The organism is Pseudomonas sp. NFX5, assembly GCF_049132125.1.
GTDB classification, from domain to species: domain Bacteria; phylum Pseudomonadota; class Gammaproteobacteria; order Pseudomonadales; family Pseudomonadaceae; genus Aquipseudomonas; species Aquipseudomonas marginalis.
Genome location: NZ_JAFMZG010000035.1, coordinates 81,948 through 97,699, shown reverse-complemented (window position 1 = coordinate 97,699; position 15,752 = coordinate 81,948). Strand labels below are relative to the sequence as shown.

At 62.8% G+C, this 15,752-nt stretch carries 11 protein-coding genes and 1 pseudogene; 11 read left to right on the top strand and 1 reads right to left on the bottom strand.

What is annotated here, in order from left to right; all coding sequences use genetic code 11:
* Positions 1-61: 61 nt before the first annotated feature.
* The 11 genes from J1N02_RS25010 (at position 62) to J1N02_RS24960 (ending at position 14,710) form a co-directional block, all read left to right on the top strand.
* Complete coding sequence (locus J1N02_RS25010; protein WP_146477435.1) at positions 62-2,587, top strand: TonB-dependent receptor plug domain-containing protein; 2,526 nt, start codon at positions 62-64, stop codon at positions 2,585-2,587.
* Positions 2,587-3,900, top strand: coding sequence for an MFS transporter (locus J1N02_RS25005; RefSeq protein ID WP_222935656.1), 1,314 nt, complete (start codon positions 2,587-2,589; stop codon positions 3,898-3,900). The genes J1N02_RS25010 and J1N02_RS25005 overlap by 1 nt, the downstream gene beginning before the upstream one ends.
* A 20-nt stretch (positions 3,901-3,920) precedes the next feature.
* Positions 3,921-5,105, top strand: a complete 1,185-nt coding sequence (locus J1N02_RS25000; RefSeq protein WP_098479911.1) for an acyl-CoA dehydrogenase family protein — start codon at positions 3,921-3,923, stop codon at positions 5,103-5,105.
* Positions 5,106-5,114: 9 nt separating this feature from the next.
* Positions 5,115-6,437 (top strand): amidohydrolase, encoded by a 1,323-nt coding sequence (locus J1N02_RS24995; protein ID WP_115487928.1) that lies wholly within the window; start codon positions 5,115-5,117, stop codon positions 6,435-6,437.
* Positions 6,438-6,563: 126 nt separating this feature from the next.
* Positions 6,564-7,484, top strand: coding sequence for an ABC transporter substrate-binding protein (locus J1N02_RS24990; RefSeq protein WP_027603372.1), 921 nt, complete (start codon positions 6,564-6,566; stop codon positions 7,482-7,484).
* Positions 7,481-8,593 (top strand): phosphotransferase, encoded by a 1,113-nt coding sequence (locus J1N02_RS24985; RefSeq protein WP_419480287.1) that lies wholly within the window; start codon positions 7,481-7,483, stop codon positions 8,591-8,593. The genes J1N02_RS24990 and J1N02_RS24985 overlap by 4 nt, the downstream gene beginning before the upstream one ends.
* The gene (locus J1N02_RS24980; protein WP_421147931.1) at positions 8,590-9,462 is read left to right on the top strand and encodes a sulfurtransferase; all 873 of its coding nucleotides are present in this window, start codon (positions 8,590-8,592) and stop codon (positions 9,460-9,462) included. Before J1N02_RS24985 ends, J1N02_RS24980 begins: the two co-directional genes overlap by 4 nt.
* A gap of 127 nt (positions 9,463-9,589) precedes the next feature.
* A complete protein-coding gene (locus J1N02_RS24975; RefSeq protein WP_368961748.1) occupies positions 9,590-11,737 on the top strand; it encodes a TonB-dependent siderophore receptor in 2,148 nt (715 codons plus the stop codon).
* Between the two features lie 75 nt (positions 11,738-11,812).
* A complete protein-coding gene (gene pnuC / locus J1N02_RS24970; protein WP_092359234.1) occupies positions 11,813-12,406 on the top strand; it encodes a nicotinamide riboside transporter PnuC in 594 nt (197 codons plus the stop codon).
* A gap of 114 nt (positions 12,407-12,520) precedes the next feature.
* On the top strand, positions 12,521-13,894 hold the full coding sequence (locus J1N02_RS24965) for an LLM class flavin-dependent oxidoreductase (protein ID WP_027603367.1): 1,374 nt from the start codon (positions 12,521-12,523) through the stop codon (positions 13,892-13,894).
* An 81-nt stretch (positions 13,895-13,975) separates the two neighbouring features.
* Positions 13,976-14,710, top strand: a complete 735-nt coding sequence (locus J1N02_RS24960) for a UTRA domain-containing protein (RefSeq protein WP_027603366.1) — start codon at positions 13,976-13,978, stop codon at positions 14,708-14,710.
* A 128-nt stretch (positions 14,711-14,838) separates the two neighbouring features.
* Here J1N02_RS24960 and J1N02_RS24955 read toward each other — a convergent pair.
* Positions 14,839-15,360 (bottom strand): annotated as a pseudogene (locus J1N02_RS24955) (methyl-accepting chemotaxis protein); the annotation flags it as partial.
* Between the last annotated feature and the right edge of the window lie 392 nt (positions 15,361-15,752).

Genomic DNA, 15,752 nt, shown 5'->3' with positions numbered 1-15,752 from the left:
TACTGTCAGGAACTCCCACCATCAGGAATGGAAAGCGGCACCTAACCATTGGAGCCTCACCATGTCTCGCCCTTACACCCGCTTTCGTCCCAGGCTCAGCCTGCTGACTGTCGGCATCCTCGGGCTGTGCGCCCAACCGACAGCCCACGCTGAAGAGAACCCGTCACGACCGTCGGCGGCCAGTGACACGGCCCTGCAAACCGTGGTGGTCACCGGTGCCCGGGACAGCGGTCGCACCGTGGCCAAGAGCCTGGCGCCGATCGATGTGATCAGCGCCGACGACCTCGCCCGCTCCGGTAAACAGAACCTGCGCGACGCCCTGGCCGCCAGCGTACCGTCCTATACCAATGCTGCAGGGTTTACCGGCGGCACCGGGTTGTCGGTCAAGTCCGCGACTTTGCGCGGCCTGGGCGGTAACCATGTGCTGGTGCTGGTCAACGGCAAGCGCCGCCACAATACGTCGCTGATCTTTGTCCAGACCGCCGCCACCTCAAGCGGCCAGTCGCCCGCCGACCTCGACCTGATCCCCATCGCCGCGGTGGACCACGTGGAAGTGCTGCGCGACGGCGCGGCGGCGCAATACGGTTCGGACGCGATTGCCGGGGTGATCAACATCATCCTCAAGACCAACCGCTCCGGCGGCAGCGGCAGCGCCCTATATGGGCAGTACGCCAACCGTGTGGGCGGCAAGGGCAATTTCGGCGCGCGGGGCCAGGGCCAGATCAACCAGGGCTTTGAGCTGCCCAATGACGGCTTTTTCAGCCTCAGCGCCGATATCGGCCTCCAGGAAAGCTCCAACGTGGCCGGCGCCGTGCCGGACCGCACCAGCATCTATTTCCGCCAGAACGGCCAGCCCGACCCGCGCGAAACCAGTGAAAGCCGTTACCGCCAGCAACTGGGCCAGCCCCGTTCGCAAACCTATAACTTCGGCTACAACGCCGAACTGCCGCTGAACGAGGACTACACGCTGTACTCGTTCTCCACCCTCAGCCACCGCAACTCCACCAGTTGGGGCACCTACCGCACCGCCAACTCGCCGCAGAACATTGTCTCGGTGTACCCGGACGGTTTCTCGCCGCGTTTCGTGGTGGAAGAAGACGACTTCCAAAGCGTGTTCGGCGTGCGCAACGACGACCTGCTGGGCTGGGCTTGGGACCTGAGCAGCAGCTACGGCTACAACAACGCCAACACCCGCAACGAGCGTTCGCTGAACCCGTCCCTGGGACCAAACAGCCCTCAGGATATGGACGGCGGCAACCTGATCGCCAGCCAATGGACCAATAACCTCGACCTGACCCGTGCGTTCGATACCGGGCTGTTTGCCAAGCCGCTGAACGTCTCGACCGGCCTTGAGTTCCGCCGCGATGGGTTCGAGATCCAGGCCGGCGAATACGCCTCTTATGCCGATGGCGGCTACGTGTTCCCTGCCGGCAGCCCACTCGCCGGCCAACGCCCCAACCCTGGCGCGCCTGGGCTGGTGGGTTTCACCCCGGCCGACGCGCACAACTACTCACGCACCAACACCGCAGGCTACGTCGACTTCAGCCAAAGCCTGACCGACCAATGGGACGTGAGCCTGGCCGGGCGTTTCGAGCACTACAGTGATTTCGGCGACACCGGCAGTGGCAAGTTCTCCACGCGTTACGCGTTCACCCCGCAATTCGCCGTGCGCGGCACCGTGAACAACGGCTTCCGCGCGCCGTCCCTGCAACAGCAGTTCTATTCGTCGTCGCTGACCGCCTGGCGCACCAGCCCGCTCACCGGGCAACTGGAGCAGGCCACCACGCGCTACGTCACTGTCAACGACGCCGCCGGCCAGGCCCTGGGCGCCAAGGAGCTCAAGCCTGAACGCTCGATGAACTACAGCCTCGGCTTTGTCGCCACACCGACCGAGAACCTGGACATTACGGTCGACCTGTACCAGATCGACATCAAGGATCGCATCCTGCAGACCAGTAACCTGCAAGGCACGGCGGTCTCCAACGTGCTGGCCGCCCAGGGCCTGAACCCGAACCAGATCGTCTCGTACTTCGGCAACCTGGCCGATACCCGCACCCGTGGCATCGACCTGGTGGCCGACTACCGCTATGACCTGGGCCGCTACGGCAAGACCAAATGGACCTTGCTCAGCAATCAGAGCCTGCAGACCATCGAGAAGATCAAGGAGCCCGCAGCACTGGCCGGCACCGGCGTCAGCGTGATGGGCCGTGACCGCCAGGGCAACCTGACCTCGGCCTACCCGAAAAACACCACGTCGCTGAATGCCGCCTGGCAACTGGGGGATTTTGAGGTGAATCTCAAGGAAACCCGCTATTCCAAGGTCACCGGGCGTAACCAGATTTCGGCCAGTCGCGATGAAAAAATTCGCCCGGCATTCATCACCGATCTGAGCGTGGGTTACTGGTTGAGCGACGCGGTGAAAGTCACCGTCGGCGGCGAAAACATCTTCGACCGGCGCCCGCAGCAACTGAATGATGAGGCCAAGCGCTTCTACTTCTTCCCCACCGACAACCCCACCTACAGCTGGTACTCGCCCTATGGCCTGGAAGGCGCCTACTACTTCGCTAAAGTCGACGTGAGCTGGTGATGACGAACTTCGAACGCCCGCAGGCGACCTTCGACCAACGCCTGTATCGCAAACTGGCGTGGCGGATCATGCCGTTCCTGTTCCTGTGCTTCGTGCTCAACTGGCTGGACCGGGTCAACATCAGCTTTGCGCATTTGCAGTTCAAGACCGACCTGAACATCAGCGACGCCACGTTCGGCATCATCGTCGGGGTGTTCTCCATCGGTTACCTGCTGTTCGAGATTCCCAGCAACCTGCTGCTGGAAAAGATCGGCGCGAAAAAAACCATGATGCGCATCATGGTGCTGTGGGGACTGGTGACCATCGCCACCGCGTTTGCCCAGACCCCGGCGCAGTTCTATGTGCTGCGGGTGTTGCTGGGCGCCGCCGAAGCCGGATTCTTCCCAGGGGTAATCCTGTACCTCACCTACTGGTTCCCGGCCAGCCACCGCGCGCGCATTACCTCGCGCTTCATCATGGCGATTGCGGTGTGCGGAATTATCGGCGGGCCGCTGTCGACCAGCATCATGGCGCACTTCGCCGGTATCGGCGGCTTTACCGGCTGGCAATGGCTGTTCGTGATCACCGGCATTCCGCCGGTGCTCGCGGGGTTGTTCGCCTGGTACTGGCTGGACGACAAACCGGCGTCGGCCAAGTGGTTGAGTGCGGATGAAAAACGCGCCATCGAACAGGCCCTGGCCCAAGAACGCCAGCAGCGCAAACCCGGTGGGCACTCGCGTTTTGTAGAGGCGCTGAAGGATCGCAAGGTGTGGTTTATCACCCTGGCCTACTGCCTGACCATCATGTGCACCGGCAATGTCACCAACATCTGGGCGCCGTCGATCATTCGCGATTCCGGGGTCAGCAACCTCGGGCAACTGGGCTTGCTCTCGGCTTTGCCCTATGTGATCGGCGTGTGCGTGATGCTGTGGGCGTGCCGCCATTCGGATGTGAATCAGGAGCGGCGCTGGCACTTCGCGCTGGGCGGCCTCACGGCGGCGCTGGCAATGCTGGTGCTGCCCAACTTTCTGTTCAGCCCGTACTCGGCAATCGCCGTACTGACCCTGATGACCAGCGGCTACCTGGTGGCCACGGCGATTTTCTGGACCATCCCCACGTATTACCTGTCGGACCACGCCAAGGCCGCAGGCCTGGCGCTGGTCAATTGCTGCGGGCAGATCAGCAGCCTGCTGACACCCATCATGATCGGTGCGATCAAGACCTCCACCGGCAGCATCAGCCTGGCGCTTTATATCGTGGCGGCGCTGGTGGCCTGCGGCACCTTGATCCTGTTGCTCGGCGTCCCGCGCAGCGCTCTGCGCGACGCTTCCTGACCTCTTTGATGGACCTTTCCATGACCGATTACCTTGCCCTCGCCCACCAACTCGCCGCGCAGATCCAACCCGGTGCCGCCGAACGCGACGCCGGCAGAATCCTGCCTTATGCGCAGCTCGACCTGATCCGCGAATCCGGCCTGGGCGCCGCCCGGGTCCCCACTGAGCTGGGCGGCGGCGACGTCAGCCAACTGCAGGTGGCACAGATTTTCATCACCCTGGCCAAGGCCGATCCGAGTGTGGCCCAAGCGCTGTTTCCGCATTTCGCCACGGTAGAGCACCTGCGCCTGATCGCCAACCCCGAGCAGCAGCGCGAGTACCTCGGTGCCTTTGCCGAGCGCCAGTTGTCATCGGGCGCGATTGCCGAACGCAGCGGCACCTTTCGCGGTGAAATCCACACGCGCCTGGAGCGTCGCGGCGATCAACTGGTGCTCAATGGCAGCAAGTTCTACAGCACCGGTTGCCTGTTTGCCGACCTGCTGAAGATCCAGGCCGTGGACGAGGCCGGCAACGCGGTCTACGTGATGCTGCCCGTCGATACCGCCGGGATCACCCTGCTGGATGATTGGGACGGCATGGGCCAGCGCGTCACCGCCAGCGGCAGTACCCTGCTGGACAATGTGCCGGTGCGCCCCGAGCAAGTGATCCCGTTGGCGCAGTGGTATCAACGCCGCAACTATGTCGGCGCCAGTGCGCAACTGATCCACTGTGCCCTGGATGTCGGCATCGGCCTGGCAGCCTTGGATGACGCGGTAGCATGGGCGCGCACTGGCTCGCGACCGGTGCGCGAAAGTGGCGTGGACCAGGCGCGCCACGACCCGTACATCCTGCACACCCTCGGCGATCTGGCCGCGCGCATCCATGGCGCCGAAGCGCTGGTGGAGAAAGCCGCCGGGGCGGTCGACCTGGCCGCACGCACGCAGTTGCAGGGGCTGGCGCAGGGTGAGGAATTGGAAGCTATTTTGGTGAAGTCCTCGATTGCCGTGGCCGAAGCCAAGATCGCCTCAACCCGCGCCGCCCTCTTCGTGTGCGAGCGCCTGTATGAAGTCGGCGGCGCAGCCACCACCCAGTCGCGCTACAACTTCGACCGTCACTGGCGCAACGCACGCACCCACACCACCCATGACGCCCTGGCGTACAAGTACAAGGCAATTGGCGATTATTTGCTGAACGCGAAAGCACCGCCGATTGCGTTTACTTATTGAGCCCTGGATATGTTGAAGCTACCGATTTCCCTGCTGCTTCTGTCTGGCTCCGTGTCGGCCGCCGAGCCTTGGGACGACCTGGACGCGCAGATCAGCCAGGCATTGCCCGGCGTGATAGAGCTGCGCCACGCGATTCACCAACAACCCGAGCTGGGCAATCGCGAGTTCCACACCGCCGAGCGCATCGCCCAACGCCTACGGGAACTGGGGCTGGAGGTGCAGACCGGCATCGCGCATACCGGTGTCATTGGCATTTTGCGTGGTGGCAAACCTGGCCCGGTGGTCGCGATTCGCGCCGAACTGGACGCGCTGCCGCTCACCGAGGAAACCGGCCTGCCGTTCGCGTCGACAGTGCGCAGCAAAGATGAAGGCGCTGACTTTCGCAGCCGTGGCAAGGACGTCGGGGTGATGCACGCTTGCGGTCACGATGCGCATATGGCGATGGCGCTAGGGGTTGCCGAGGTGTTGGCGGCCCATCGCGAGCAGTTGCCGGGCACCCTCAAGCTGATCTTCCAACCGGCCGAAGAAGGGCCGCCGCTCGGTGAACAAGGCGGCGCGCAATTGATGATCAAGGACGGCGCGCTGCAAAATCCCGCGCCAGCGGTGATCTTCGGCATCCACGTAACTGCGGGTACGGCGGGGACTTTCACGCTCAGCCGGCAACGCACCACGGCGGCAGCCGACACCTTTGTCGCGCGCATCATCGGCCGCCAGACCCATGCGGCCTTCCCGTGGACCGGCATCGACCCTGTGCCCGTCGCCGCCCAGGTGATCCTGGCCTGGCAGACCATTCCCAGTCGCCAATCCAACCTCAGCCTGTTGCCAGCACCGGTGATTTCCGTGGGCCGTATCGAAGCCGGGGACCGCCACAACATCATCCCCGCCGAAGTGCGCCTGGAAGGTTCGATTCGCACCGTCAGCGATGAACAGCGCGAGGACGTGTTGCAGCGCATGACCCGCACCGCCGAGCACATCGCCGAAGCCTCGGGGGCCACCGCCAAGGTGGACTACCTGCCGGGGAATTACCGCGCCGGCTACAACAACACTGCGTTGGTCGACCAGTTGATGCCGGTGCTGCAACAGGTGTCGACCACGCCAGTACGGATCGACAACGGCACTTACGGTGCCGATGACTTCGCTGAATACGCCCGCCAGATTCCGGGGATTTTCATGCGTATGGGCGTGACACCGCCTGCGCTGGAGGGCAAAAACGTGTGGCCTACCCATTCGCCGGGCTTCCAGGTGGATGACCCGAGCCTGGCGGTGGGGATCCGGGCACTGAGTCGGATGACGTTGAGCTACATGATTGACGCTCCTCGGTTGTCGCCCTAGGGTCCGGAACGGTGAATTCAGACCGCGCTGCGGTTATATCCATAGCAATAAAGGATATTGGTATATACCAGATCACTCCCTTATAAATCGCTTCCATCAAAACACGTTGGACTGGAGTGGCAAGCGATGGTGTCGGTAAAGGTAATGCTCGAGTACTTCCATCCCTGGCCGAATTCGGCGGGTTTGTACCTGGCGCGGGAGCGCGGCTGGTATGAAGAGCTTGGCCTGGATGTGGAATTGGTGGTGCACGACCCCTACCGTGGCGACACCCTGCAGCACCTGCTGGCCGGTGCGGCGGATTTTGGCGTATTTCCCAGCAACCGCCTGCTGGTGCGCCGTGCCCTGGGCCAACCGTTGCAAGGCATCGCGGCGATCAACCATGCGGGCCTGGAGTCGATCCAGACCCTCACCGATTCCGGCATCCGTCGCCCGCGAGACCTGGTCGGCAAGCGCCTGGCCCTCAACCCGACACCACGTGGCCTGGCCATGGTGCGCCACTTGGTGAGCCGCGACGGAGGTGACTTCGACGCGGTGATCCTGGTGGACAGCGGTGTGCGCGAACTGCGCCCCGAGCAGCTCGCCGAAGGTATCGCCGACGCCAGTTTTGGCGGTTACTGGGCCTGGGAAGCGTTGATGCACAGTCCTATCGAAGCGGCGCGCCGCGTGGTGTTGCCGGTGGACGACATCGGCGCTCCGGCCTATCACAGCTACCTGCTCGGCACCCACGAACGCACCCTCGCCGACAAACCTGAAGTGGTGCGTGACTTCCTCGCGGCCACCGCCCGCGGTTACCTGGCCGTGGCGCAGGATCCGGCGATTGCCCTCGCCGCCTACGAACACACCACGCCGTATTTCCCGGCCGAATTGCTAAGTGCCTCGCTGCATAAAATCGCCCCGACCTGGCTGCATGAAGGCCGCTGGGGTGAGCAACGCCAGGCGCTGCTGGCACCCTACGCCGAATGGCTGCACGAGCATGCGGTGCTCGACGATCCGCAGGTGTGGCAAGGCGCAACCAGCAACGCTTATCTGCCCGAGGTGAGCGCATGAATCCCCAACGCACCGCTCACGGCCTGGGGCTGGAGCCGGTTGCCGCCGATTGGCCGGCCCTGCACGAAACCGACATCGCACACCTGCTGCGGGAGTACCCGCAACTGGGTCCGCTGCATAGCCTGCATTGGCATAGCCCACGGCCGTTTTCCGCCGCCGGATTGATCACCACCGGTAACGCGACGCTGTTCGTCAAACGACATCACCAACGGGTGCGCCAAGCCGCGTGGCTGCAAGAAGAACACCAACTGATCGCCCACCTGCATCGCCGGGGCGCGCCGGTGGCGGCGGTAGTGCCGAATCGACATGGCGCGACGGCCACGGTGCAAGGTGAGTGGACCTATGAAGTGCACCACGTTGCCAAGGGCCTGGACCTGTACCGCGATGCGCTGTCGTGGTCGCCGTTCCAGAATCTTCAGCATGCCTTCGCCGCCGGCCAGGCGTTGGCGCGTTTGCATCAGGCCGCCGAACACCACGACGCGCCCCGACGCCGGACCCATGTGCTTCTGGCCAACGCACGGCTGATCGAACAGTCTGCGCCCCTGGAAGCCGTCGCCAACATCGCCAGCCCTTACCTGGCAGGCAAGGATTGGCGAGCCCAACTCAGCGAACTGTTGTTGCCGTGGCACAACGCGTTGCACCCGTTGCTACGTGAACAACCACCGTTGTGGACTCACAACGACTGGCACGCCTCCAACCTGTTATGGAATGCTGATGGCAGCGTTTCGAGCGTGCTGGATTTCGGCCTGGCCGACCGCACTTTCGCCCTCTTCGACCTGGCCACGGCCATCGAACGCAACGCCATACCCTGGCTGGAACTGGACACTGGCGGTGCGGCTCGCGCCGATCTCGACAGCGTCGATGCGCTGCTTGCCGGTTATCACCAGGTGCGCCCGCTGGGCGCGAAGGATCTACATACCCTCAGCGCCTTGCTGCCGTTGGTGCATGTAGATTTCGCGCTGTCCGAAGTGGCGTATTACCAGGATGTGGTGGGCTCCACGGCCAGTGCAGATGTGGCGTACTACAGGTATCTGCTGGGCCATTTGCGCTGGTTTGCCGGGCTGCAAGGGCAACGTCTGCTCGGCCATATCCGACGGAAAACCGTATGAGTATTCTGGTCGATAGCCAATGGCTGCAGGCGCATCTGGACGACCCTGGAGTAGTGGTGCTGGATGCCACCGTCGTGCTGCCCTCACCCGAGTTCGATGGCGATTACCGCGTCGATAGCGGTTACGACGGCTGGTTGCAGGCACATATCCCAGGCTCGCGGCATGCCGACCTCTTGACTGAACTGGCGGACACCCAGGCCAGCTTCAGCTTTGCCTTGCCGCGCCCCGAGGCACTGGTGAACGCCCTGGCAAACCTTGGCGCAGGCGAAGAAAAAGCCGTGGTCATCTATGACCGTGCCGACGGCTTCTGGGCCGCACGGTTGTGGTGGATGCTGCGTGGAGCAGGTATCGACGCCAGGGTGCTGGATGGCGGTTTCAACGCCTGGCGTGAAGCCGGTCTGCCCGAACACAGCGGCTCTGCCAAGCCGATAACGCCTGTGTCCCCTTGGTCAATCAACCCACGCCCAGAGCTATGGATTGACCGCAGCGGCGTAGAAGCAATCGTCGCTGGCAACGCACGGGGACAACTGATCTGCGCCCTCGGCGCGGCCCTTTTTGAAGGTACCGCTGCCACCCGCTACGCCCGACGCGGGCATATCCCCGGCAGCCTTAACCTGCCGGCCCGCCTGCTGTTCGACGCCCACGGCCGCTACCTGCCCAAGGATGCCCTGGCCCTGGCGATTGGCCCCACGCTGCTGCACAGCGAAGGCCCTTTGATCCTGTATTGCGGCGGCGGTATCTCCGCGGCTGCCAACGCGCTGGCCCTGACCCTGCTGGGTCGCCAGGACATCGCGATCTACGACGGCTCCTTGCAGGAATGGGCCGCCGACGCACGTTTACCAATGACTACCGGAGCAGCTCCGGCCTGACGCCACTTTCGGCGAATTCGGCTTTTTCATCACGAACTGGCAACCCGTCCGTTGCGCAGCGCTGGGCCCCTTTGCGCCCGATAAAAGCGTACGGCAATGGCCGGCAGACCTTTGGAGCGCTCTTTATATGGCTACACCTTACCGTCACACGCTGCTCGCCCTGAGCATCACCCTCGCCGCTGCGGCGGCCCATGCACAGGATGCGACGCTGGACACCGTTACCGTCGTCGGCCAGGAAACCACCGACTATCAGGCAAAAAAAGCCGCCGTGGCCGGCTTCGATAACGCGCCGTTGCTGGACACCCCGGCGTCCGTCGCCGTGATCACCGAAGCGCGCCTGAAAGACCAGCAGGCACGCCTGCTCAGTGAGGTGTTGAAGAATGACGCCTCGGTGGGCGACAGCTATGCGCCGGTCGGCTACTACGAGAATTTCGTGATCCGTGGCTTCGCCCTCAACCCGGCCAGCAGCTACAAGATCAACGGTCGCACCATCACCGGCGAGCAGAACGTGGCGCTGGAAAACAAGCAACAAGTGGAAGTGCTCAAGGGCCTGGCCGGTTTGCAAAGTGGCGTCTCCGAGCCCGGTGGGCTGGTCAACTACGTGAGCAAGCGCCCGGAAAATGTGCGCTCGGTGACGGTGTCCACCAACGAACAGGGCGAGCGCTACCTGGCCACCGATGTCGGCGGCTGGCTCGGCACCGAACAGCAAGTGGGCGTACGCATCAACCTGGCCCACGAAGACATCCGCTCCTATGTCGAGCACGCCGACGGCAAGCGCGACTTCGCCTCGTTGGCGCTGGATTGGAACATCAGCCCCAACGCCCTGCTGCAACTCAACGCCGAGTACCAGGACCGCGAGCAGCGCTCGGTGCCGGGCTATCAATTGCTCGGCGGCACCGAGGTGCCGCATCACGTTTCGCCCAAGGACCTGCTGGCGTACCAGAGCTGGTCGAACCCGGTGGGGATCCGTTCCCTGAACCTCGACGGGTTGTTCGAATACCGCTTCAACGACGCCTGGAAGGCCAGCTTCAGCGCCTCCCGCAGCCGCGTGGTGATCGACGACTACAGCACCTTCGCCTGGGGTTGCTACGGTGCCGCCAGTTGCGCCAATACCGCTGTGCCCAACCACTTCAGCGCCGAGGGCGATTATGACATCTCCGACTACCGCAGCCCCGACGACACCCGCCGCAACGAAGAAGCACAGGCTGCACTCAATGGCCAGTTCGACACCGGTTTCCTCAAGCATGACCTGACCTTCGGCACCACCGCGTTCCGTCGCCTGGTGGACCGGCGCACGTCGGTCAACGCGTACATCGGCGAGGGCAATATCTACCAGCCGTCACCGGTACTGGAACCCTACGACGGCCCGCTTGGCCACACCTACCGGCGCCTCGACAGCCGCCAGTACGGCCTGTTCGCCAGCGACCGCATCAGCTTCAACGAGCAGTGGCAAACCATCCTCGGCGGGCGCCAGGTACGCCTCGATGAAGAGACTTACAACCAGGCCGGCGCCACCACTCGGCACACCCAGCGCAGCGTGTTCCTGCCCCAGGTGGCGCTGATCTATAAACCGCGCCCGGACACCTCGTTGTACGCCAGCTACAGCAAGGGCCTGTCCCTGGGTGGCGAGGCCGCGTGGTTCAGCAGCAACGCCGAGGAGGTGCTGCCGCCGACCACCTCGCGCCAGCTGGAGGTGGGGGTCAAGCGTGACTTCCAGCGCCTGAGCCTGACCGCGGCGCTGTTCCAGATCACCCAGGATTTGCAATACAACCGACCGAACGACGACGGCACCATCACCTTCGTGCAGCAAGGCAAGCAGAAAAATGTGGGCCTCGAATTGTCCGCCAACGGCCACCTGACTTCCGACCTGCAAGTGTCGGCCAGCGTTGCAGCGATCCGCGCCCGGGTCAGTGGCAGCGGCACCGACGACTACGACGGCCACCAGGCAATCAACGTGCCCAAGCTGCGCGCCAGCCTGCACGGCGACTACAGCATTCCCGGCGTCCCTGGCCTGGCCTTGCTCGGCGGGGTGCAATACAGCGCGAGCAAATACGCCAACCGCGAAGCTACGGTGAAGGTCGACGACTACGCGGTGTTCGATGTGGGCGGTCGCTACAGCACCAAGGTGGGCGATTACGCCACTGTGCTGCGCCTGACTGTCGACAACCTGTTCGACAAACGCTACTGGCGCGATGTGGGTGAATCCGCAGGCGACGGCTACCTGTTCCTGGGTGCGCCGCGCACGGCGCGATTGTCCGCCACCGTCAATTTTTAAGGCCGAGCGTTACCCTGGCCGACCAGCTCAAGCAACAGGCGTTGCACCTGGAAAATTGGTTTTTGAGAGAACCCTATGTCGCCACTCGAAATCGTCGCCGTACTCTTCAACATCGCCGGGGTCTGGCTCACCGCACAACGGGTGCGCTGGTGCTGGCCCGTCAGCGTGGTCGCGGTGTTGTTGTATGCCTGGATCTTCTTCGATGTGAAGCTGTATTCGGACATGCTCCTGCAACTGGTCTTTGCCGTGCTGCAAGGCTATGGATGGTGGCGCTGGAGCACCGGCCGCGTTAATGCCGGCAAGGTGCGGGTGGAACGCCTGCCGCTTCAGGAAGCGTGGCGGCACGTGCTCGCGGGCGTGATCGGAGCCGTGGCCCTGGGTGCGGTGATGCACCACTTCACCGACGCCGCCCTGCCCTGGCTGGATTCGCTGCTCACGGCCTTCAGCCTGGTCGCCAGCCTATGGGCGGCGCGCAAGTACGTGGTCAGTTGGTGGCTGTGGATCGTGCTGGACGCGGCCTATGTGGGCTTGTTCCTGTACAAGGACCTGCAACTGACCGCTGCGCTGTATGCCGGTTTTGTGCTGCTGGCCGCCTACGGTTTGCGTGCCTGGCAACGTGACCTGCAGCAGCAGGAGCATATAACCAAAGTGTCGGCTAACAGCGTTTAATATCATTAAACACAAAGCATTTATCACGTTTAAATATAAACAAACGCCCGGCTGTTCTTAGGCAGCAGACCTGCCCCCGCGTGTCCCCCAACCTTTTTTCCCGCAGGAAGCACCATGTCCGATCCCACCCCGCTGTTATTCGGCCTTTATGAACAAGCCAGTGTCGGCTGCGGCGGCGCGCCCAGCCTGTGGACCCACCCGGCGGATGAACGGCTGAACATCAACACCCTCAAATACTGGTCGAACCTGGCCCGCACGGCGGATGAAGCTAACCTGGACCTGATGTTCTTCGGCGATGTGCTGGGCTTTTACGACGTATTTGGCGGCTCTGAAGCGATGGCATTGAAATGGGCCGTCGAAGCCCCCGCCAACGACCCGCTGACGATCATTCCGGCGCTGGTGGCCCTCACCGACAAACTCGCGTTTGGCGTCACCGTCACCACCAGCTACGAGCACCCGTTCACCCACGCCCGACGCTTCAGTACGCTTGATCATTTGTCCGATGGGCGCATCGGCTGGAACATCGTCACCTCGTATCTGTCCAGCGCCGCGCGCAATTTCGGCCTGGAGCAGATGATCAAGCACGATGACCGCTATGAGCGCGCCGAAGAATTCCTGGAGGTGGTCTACAAGCTCTGGGAAGGCAGCTGGGCGGATGACGCCGTGGTTGCCGACAAACGTTCGCAGACCTACGCCAATGGCGCGCGGGTGCGCCCGATCCAGCACGCGGGTGAACATTACCGCGTCGCCGGCCCGCACCTCAGCTCGCCGTCGCCACAGCGCACGCCGTTGCTGATCCAGGCCGGCTGGTCGGCACGGGGCCGGGAGTTCGCGGCCAAGCACGCGGAACTGGTGTTTATCGCCAAGTCCAACCCGCTGGATATCCGCGAGGGCCTTGAAGATATCTGGCGCCAGGCCGAAGCCCGTGGCCGTCAGGCCGCCGATGTGAAGTCGCTGACCGTGCTGCGCATCGTCACCGCTCCCACCGCCATCGAGGCACAGAAAAAATACGACACCCTGCAAAGCAACTATCACCTGCAAGCACAGTTGGTGAGCTATGCCGGCGACACCGGCATCGACATCAACCGCTACGCCGACAACGAAGCGCTGTCGACCCACACCGAAGGCATGACCTCCTACGTGATGCGACCCGATGGCAGCGGCAAACCGTTGACCGCAGGCGAGGTGCGCCAACGCTTTGCCAATGTCACCCGTGGCAGCGACCTGATCCTGGTGGGCACCCCGGAGCAGATCGCAGAAAAGATCGAGGAGCACGCACGCATCTCCGGCACCAGCGGCTACATGCTCAACCCGCTGATCAGCCCAGGTTCGTTGAATGACTTCGTCGAACTGGTGATCCCGGCCCTGCAAAAACGCGGGCTGTACCGCACCAACGCGCAAAGCGGCACACTGCGCTCGCGCCTCAGCGTCGATGGCAGCGATCGCCTGCCAAGCTCGGCCCATGGCGCTTCGTTCCGCTTTGCCTGAAGCCTGCGTGGGACCAGGTGACCTGCGCCAACAGGAACGGTAGAGTCACCCCCACGCCATGCCTGCACACGGAACCCCAGGATGCCTTTCGACCCTATTTCCCCGCACTACCAGCGTATCCGCGAACAGATCGCCAACGACATCGCCGCAGGCAGGCCCCAGGCCGACGAGAAATTCCCCTCCGAGCGGGACATGATCGAACGCTTCGGCTGCACCCGCGTCACCTTGCGCCAGGCCCTGCAGCAACTGGAAGCAGAGGGCCTGGTGTATCGGGAAAATCGCCGGGGCTGGTTTGTCAGCCCGCAGCGCATCCGCTACGACCCGACGCGCATCAGCGGTTTTATGGATTACGTCAGTGCCCAGGGTCGCACACCGCGCACCGAGTGCCTGCACGCCGAACTGCGCCCGGCTGGCCCGTGGCTGGCCAAGCGCATGGGTTTGGCTTCGGTGGATGAACCGGTGTTTTTCCTGCAACGCCGCCGCTGGATCGATCGTCGCCCGGTGCTGCTGGAATTCAACGCGCTGCTGGCCAGCTGGTGCCCAGGCCTGCTGGAAGCCGACCTCAATACCTCGCTGACCCAACTGCTGCGCGAGCGGTTTGCACGGGTGCAATCCCGTTGCGAGCTGGAGATGCACATCGGCACGGTGAATGAAGAACAGGCCGAGCTGCTACAACTGTCGCCGGGTTCCACCAGTGTGTACCTGGAGCGTTTGAATTTCGGTGAGGACAACCGGCCGGTGGAATTCGACCAGGAATTCTGGCGCCCGGATGCGTTGTCGATTGTGATGGAGACTCGGTACCCGGGAACTCACTGAGACGTCAACACGTCGCTGACAAGTCCAGTGCAGTTGATATTTATCACTTCTTGTCGAAGCATCCTGCTGAGTAGCCCAGCGGTCGCGCATAAACGTCAGTCCGGCTGTGAAAAGCTGTCCTGAATCCACTAAGCCGCAGAGAAGAACGCCACTTTAGCGGTAAGACGATCCGCTAAATCTGATAGCTCGATGCTGGCTGCTGCCACTTGGCGCGCGCCATTGGCCGACTCAACCGTCGAGCCATGAATGCGGTTGATGTTTTCAGCGACCTCGTCGGTCACGCTACTCTGCTGCACGGAGGCACTCGCGATCTGGGCGTTCATATGACTGATAGCGGCCACCTGCTCACTGATCCTCGCCAACGCCTCCTGCGCACTGCGCGTTTGAGTGACCGTTTGGCTCGCCAGCTCACAACTATCGCGCATGGTTTGAGATGCTGTTTCGGTACCCGATTGCAACGTACTGATCATCTCTCGAATTTCTTCGGTCGACTGCTGTGTCCGGTTGGCCAAGGAACGTACTTCGTCCGCTACCACCGCAAATCCACGTCCGTGCTCGCCAGCTCTAGCAGCCTCGATAGCTGCGTTCAAAGCAAGCAAATTGGTTTGCGAGGCGATGGAGTTGATTACGTCGATCACTGACGCAATATTTTCACTATGTTTGGAGACCTGGTTCACGGTAGCAGTCGTTTGCTCGAGGGTTAATGCCAGCTGTTCGATAGCAACCGTGGTGCTTGCAACCAATTTGTTCCCACTTCCCACGTCAGTATCAGCCAACCGGGAGGCATCAGCTGCCTGCGCGGCATACCCGGATACTTCATTAACCGTCGCCGCCATTTGCATGATGGCTGCGGCTACCTGCTCGGCTTCGCGGGTTTGCAAGCTGGTCTGCTCATTATTAGCCGATGATGCGGCAGACAACTGGGTGGCCGAGTAATTGACTTCTTGGGCCGCCTTGCGTACTTGACGAATGGTCTCTGCGAGATGGCCCAGCGTGTCTTTCAGGACGCCCATGACACTGCCGGGATACTCTGTGGAAATCG

Bases quoted from the DNA above. Each gene is read 5' to 3' on its own strand.
- J1N02_RS24975 (WP_368961748.1), top strand. From the start codon at position 9,590: ATGGCTACACCTTACCGTCACACGCTGCTCGCCCTGAGCATCACCCTC.
- J1N02_RS24960 (WP_027603366.1), top strand. From the start codon at position 13,976: ATGCCTTTCGACCCTATTTCCCCGCACTACCAGCGTATCCGCGAACAG.
- pnuC (WP_092359234.1), top strand. From the start codon at position 11,813: ATGTCGCCACTCGAAATCGTCGCCGTACTCTTCAACATCGCCGGGGTC.
- J1N02_RS25005 (WP_222935656.1), top strand. From the start codon at position 2,587: ATGACGAACTTCGAACGCCCGCAGGCGACCTTCGACCAACGCCTGTAT.
- J1N02_RS25000 (WP_098479911.1), top strand. From the start codon at position 3,921: ATGACCGATTACCTTGCCCTCGCCCACCAACTCGCCGCGCAGATCCAA.
- J1N02_RS24980 (WP_421147931.1), top strand. From the start codon at position 8,590: ATGAGTATTCTGGTCGATAGCCAATGGCTGCAGGCGCATCTGGACGAC.
- J1N02_RS24985 (WP_419480287.1), top strand. From the start codon at position 7,481: ATGAATCCCCAACGCACCGCTCACGGCCTGGGGCTGGAGCCGGTTGCC.
- J1N02_RS24995 (WP_115487928.1), top strand. From the start codon at position 5,115: ATGTTGAAGCTACCGATTTCCCTGCTGCTTCTGTCTGGCTCCGTGTCG.
- J1N02_RS24990 (WP_027603372.1), top strand. From the start codon at position 6,564: ATGGTGTCGGTAAAGGTAATGCTCGAGTACTTCCATCCCTGGCCGAAT.
- J1N02_RS24965 (WP_027603367.1), top strand. From the start codon at position 12,521: ATGTCCGATCCCACCCCGCTGTTATTCGGCCTTTATGAACAAGCCAGT.
- J1N02_RS25010 (WP_146477435.1), top strand. From the start codon at position 62: ATGTCTCGCCCTTACACCCGCTTTCGTCCCAGGCTCAGCCTGCTGACT.